General features: G+C 69.6%; 3 protein-coding genes and 1 pseudogene. 2 read left to right on the top strand and 2 right to left on the bottom strand.

Features of this window, described 5'->3' with window-relative positions; all coding sequences use genetic code 11:
* Window positions 1-43: 43 nt before the first annotated feature.
* Both katG and ACWGI8_RS40095 read right to left on the bottom strand, forming a co-directional pair.
* Window positions 44-2,266 carry a catalase/peroxidase HPI gene (gene katG, locus ACWGI8_RS40090; RefSeq protein ID WP_453668376.1) on the bottom strand — a complete coding sequence of 741 codons (2,223 nt, stop codon included), beginning with the start codon at window positions 2,264-2,266 and terminating at the stop codon, window positions 44-46.
* A gap of 56 nt (window positions 2,267-2,322) precedes the next feature.
* A pseudogene (locus ACWGI8_RS40095) lies at window positions 2,323-2,513 on the bottom strand (transcriptional repressor); the annotation flags it as partial.
* A 216-nt stretch (window positions 2,514-2,729) separates the two neighbouring features.
* On the opposite strand from ACWGI8_RS40095, the gene ACWGI8_RS40100 reads away from it, so the two are divergent.
* The gene (locus ACWGI8_RS40100; RefSeq protein ID WP_453668377.1) at window positions 2,730-3,143 is read left to right on the top strand and encodes a Fur family transcriptional regulator; all 414 of its coding nucleotides are present in this window, start codon (window positions 2,730-2,732) and stop codon (window positions 3,141-3,143) included.
* 223 nt (window positions 3,144-3,366) lie between these two features.
* Window positions 3,367-4,008 carry a hypothetical protein gene (locus ACWGI8_RS40105; protein ID WP_453668378.1) on the top strand — a complete coding sequence of 214 codons (642 nt, stop codon included), beginning with the start codon at window positions 3,367-3,369 and terminating at the stop codon, window positions 4,006-4,008.
* Window positions 4,009-4,598 lie beyond the last annotated feature (590 nt).

The raw sequence follows: 4,598 nt of genomic DNA on the forward strand, positions 1-4,598 counted from the left end.
GCCGTCCGGGCCGGCCCGCGCGGGCCGGCCCGGACGTGCATGATCAGACGAGGTCGAACCGGTCGAGGTTCGACACCTTGACCCACGCCGCGACGAAGTCGTTCACGAACTTCTCCTTCGCGTCATCGCTCGCGTAGACCTCCGCGAGGGCGCGCAGCTCGGAGTTCGAGCCGAAGACGAGGTCGGCACGGGTGCCGGTCCACTTGACCTCGCCGGTCGCGTCGTCGCGGCCCTCGAAGGTGTTCTGGTCCTCGGACGTCGCCTTCCACGTCGTGCCCAGGTCGAGCAGGTTGACGAAGAAGTCGTTCGTCAGCTTGCCCGGGGCGTCGGTGAGGACGCCGTACGACGTCTGCTGGTGGTTGGCGCCCAGGACGCGCAGACCACCGACCAGGACGGTCAGCTCGGGGGCGCTCAGGCCCAGCAGGTTCGCCTTGTCGAGCAGCAGGTATTCGGCCGGCAGGCGGTTGCCCTTGCCCAGGTAGTTGCGGAAGCCATCGGCGGCCGGCTCCAGCGCGGCGAAGGACTCCGCGTCGGTGTGCTCCTCGGTGGCGTCCACACGACCCGGGGCGAACGGCACCTCGACGTCGTAACCGGCGTCCTTGGCGGCCTTCTCCACGGCGGCGGCGCCACCGAGGACGATCAGGTCGGCCAGGGAGACCTTCTTGGCGCCGGAGTTGAACTCCGACCGGATGCCCTCGAGGACACGCAGCACCTGCGCCAGCTCGTCGGGCTCGTTGACCTCCCAGCCGGCCTGCGGCTGCAGGCGGATACGGGCGCCGTTGGCACCGCCGCGCTTGTCGCTGGTGCGGAACGTCGAGGCCGACGCCCATGCAGTGGAGACGAGCTGGGACACGGTCAGGCCCGAGTCGAGCAGCTTGGCCTTGAGGGCCGCGACGTCGGCGGCGTCGACGGCTTCGCCCTCGGCCTCCGGCAGCGGGTCCTGCCACAGCAGCGTCTGGGCCGGAACCTCCGGGCCGAGGTACAGCGACTTCGGGCCCATGTCGCGGTGGGTCAGCTTGTACCAGGCGCGCGCGAAGGCGTCCGCGAACTCCTCGGGGTTCTCGTAGAAGCGACGCGAGATCTGCTCGTAGACCGGGTCGAACCGGAGCGAGAGGTCCGTCGTCAGCATCCGCGGAGCCTGGCTCTTCGACGGGTCGTGGGCGTCGGGGATGGTGCCCGCGCCGGCCCCGTCCTTGGCGACCCACTGGTTGGCGCCGGCCGGGCTCTGCTCCAGCTCGTACTCGTACTCGAAGAGGTTCTTGAAGAAGCCGTTGCTCCACTGGGTCGGCGTGCTGGTCCAGGTGACCTCGAGGCCACTGGTGATCGCGTCGCCGCCCTTGCCGGTGCCGTAGGTGCTCGCCCAGCCGAGGCCCTGCGCCTCGACCGGGGCGCCCTCGGGGTCGGCACCGACGTGGTCCGCCGGGCCCGCGCCGTGGGTCTTGCCGAAGGTGTGGCCACCGGCGATGAGGGCGACGGTCTCCTCGTCGTTCATCGCCATGCGGCGGAAGGTCTCGCGGATGTCGCGGGCCGCGGCGATCGGGTCCGGGTTGCCGTTCGGGCCCTCCGGGTTGACGTAGATGAGGCCCATCTGGACCGCGCCGAGCGGGCTCTCCAGTTCGCGGTCACCGGTGTAGCGCTGGTCGTCGAGCCAGACCTTCTCGGGACCCCAGTAGACGTCCTCCTCCGACTCCCAGACGTCCTCGCGGCCGCCGCCGAAGCCGAAGGTCTTGAAGCCCATGGACTCCAGGGCGACGTTGCCGGCGAGGATCATCAGGTCGGCCCAGGACAGGCTCTTGCCGTACTTCTTCTTGACCGGCCACAGCAGACGGCGGGCCTTGTCGAGGTTGCCGTTGTCCGGCCAGCTGTTGAGCGGGGCGAAGCGCTGCTGACCGGCGCCTGCGCCGCCGCGGCCGTCGCTGATGCGGTAGGTGCCCGCGCTGTGCCAGGCCATACGGATCATGAAGGGGCCGTAGTGGCCGAAGTCGGCCGGCCACCAGTCCTTCGAGTCCGTCAGCACCTCGGCGATGTCCTGTTTCACGGCCGGGAGGTCGAGGCCCTGGAACGCCTCGGCATAGTCGAACTCCTCACCGAGCGGGTTGGCCACGGCGGGGTTCTTGGCAAGGATCTTCAGGTTGAGCTTCTCCGGCCACCACTGGCGGTTGCCGCCGCCCTGGGTCGGGTGCAGGGCGCGCTCGTGCGCGACCGGGCAGCCACCTCCGCCCTCCGCTTTCGCGTCGACGACCTTTGCATCGTGGTTCTCAGACATGGGAATCCTTCCGGACGGGGCGGATCACGGTGCTCATGAACTGTGGGCGGTGGAACAGTGGAACAGCCGGGGCGCAGGCCCCAGTACATGACCTCGGCCTCGTCGGTCGAGAAGCCGTGGTCGTCGGACGCGGTCAGGCAGGAGCCTCGCCCGGGCGGTCGCGCACTCCGGAGGCGATCGCCGCGACGCCGTGGTGGTCACCGTGCCGGACGGTCTCGGGCAGCGACGCGACGCGGGCGGCTGTCAGCCGCAAGCCGGCACCGCGCAGCTCCTCGGCGGTGGTCCCGTCACGTCTCTGTCTCCTCCTGTGCTGGAGTCTTCCTGTCCCTTGGCTATCGCCAGAACTGATCCTACGATGGACAGAGTCCAAGTCAATAAGCGCGCCAAACCCATATCCAATCGGAACCCGGATGTCCACCGGTAAACTTGGGGTATCCCACCGAACCTGAATAGGTGAACCGATATGAGTGACCTGCTGGAGCGACTGCGAGGGCGTGGCTGGCGGATGACTTCCCAGCGGCGCGTCGTTGCGGAGGTCCTCGACGGCGAACACGTGCATCTCACGGCCGACGAGGTGCACGCCCGCGCGGCACAGCGGCTGCCCGAGATCTCCCGGGCGACCGTCTACAACGCCCTGGGTGAGCTGGTCTCCCTCGGTGAGGTCATAGAGGTGTCCACCGACGGCCGTGCCAAGCGCTACGACCCCAACGCGCACCACCCGCACCAGCACCTGGTGTGCTCCAGGTGCGGCACCATCCGCGACGTCCACCCGGCCGGCGATCCGCTGGCCGACCTCCCGGCGGAGGCACGGTTCGGTTTCACGGTGTCCGAGGTCGAGGTCACCTACCGCGGGCTGTGCCCCTCCTGCGCCGGATGATCCGCGGCAGCCGCCTGCCCTCGTCATCGTCGGTCTCACGGACGGGTACTCGTTCTGCGTAGCGGTTCCGCTCCGGACGGTGTGCGGCTGTCGGGCTGTGCGCGTGTGCCTGCCTTGTGGATCCCCCATCCGAGCGGGGTGCCGAACGCGTCCGGCATGGCACCAGGGCCCGCGGTGCCACGCGACGGATGCTGATATGCCTCTGACCCTGCAGGAGAGGCCCGTGAACAACCCCAGCCCGCAACGACCCCGGAAATCGGCATCCATCGGCGCGGGCCAAGACGCTGCCGGTCAGGCCGGGGTCATCGGCATTGGCCTCGCCGCCGTGCTGACGTTCGCACTCGCGCAGGGTTCCTGGCGGTGGTTCGCCACATACATCGGAATGACGCTTCTTGCGGTGATCTTCGCCTTCTACCGGCTGCCGGCCTGGACGCCCGGCATCCGATCTGCATACGTGCGCAGTCTGGTCGCGTATTCCCTGGTCATCGGCCTGTGCGTGGCGATCGCACTGGCCCCGATGCTGCAACGCTGGGCTTGGCTGTTCCCGATGTCAGGCACTCGCGGCGGGTGCCACGAGCTGGGCGCGTACGAGGCCATCCGGTCGAGGGCCGCGCTGGCGGACCTGGCTGATCGCGACAGCGCCGCTTTGGCCTACGCGCAGGAGGCCAAGAGTCATGAGGCCGTTGCCGACTGCCTGGCAGCCACGACGACCCAGTGGCTGCCCCTGTACGGAGCCGGGGCAGCCGTGCTGGTAGGTGTGGGTGCGTGGTCCCGCGACCGGGCTCGGGCGAGAAAGGGCGTTGAGCCGAAATCCTCCTCGCCGGGATTGGCGCACGCCGGAACGCGGCAGGGCGGCGCGAAGTAGCTGCCGGGGCCCTCGCTCACCGTGATCGCGAAGGAATCGGTGAGCCTCACCGAGGCGCTGCGTCTTCAGACCGTTCCCTCGAAGGCCGAGAGGGCGGGCCATCCTGTAGCAGGCCGCCCGCGCCGTCCGTTCCCGCCCGCTCGAAGCGCACCCCGCGACTCGCCCGTCGCCGCCCGCCCGCAGCTCAGGAAATGTCCACATAGGTACGGTATGTGAGCCAGGAGTCACAGTGGGTGACACGCCGAGGGCGTCAAGCTGGGCAAGGCAACGTGCCGCGATCTACTCAAGGCGACCGCGGCGCTCGGCGCCGCCGCCATCGCCGACCGAGCGCTGGGGGCGTCGGCGCAGGCACGTCCGCTCGTCCAAGCGGGGCCGGAGCAGAGCACATCCGCGGCGGGCAGGGGCGGCGTCATCGACGTGGCGGTCATCGGCGCCGGGGTGTCCGGGGCGTATGCCGCCTGGCGGCTGCTCGGCCCGGAAGCCGAGCACAGCACCATGCTGAAGAACCTGCCGCTGCGCCAGATCTACTACTGGGGCGTCGAGGGGAACCAGTCCGGGGCCGACCCCGCCAACCGCAACGCCCTGCTGCT

It is taken from the genome of Streptomyces sp. NPDC054841 (assembly GCF_053611045.1).

Coding starts and splice junctions, on each gene's coding strand:
- ACWGI8_RS40100 (WP_453668377.1), top strand. CDS start 2,730: ATGAGTGACCTGCTGGAGCGACTGCGAGGGCGTGGCTGGCGGATGACT.
- katG (WP_453668376.1), bottom strand. CDS start 2,266: ATGTCTGAGAACCACGATGCAAAGGTCGTCGACGCGAAAGCGGAGGGC.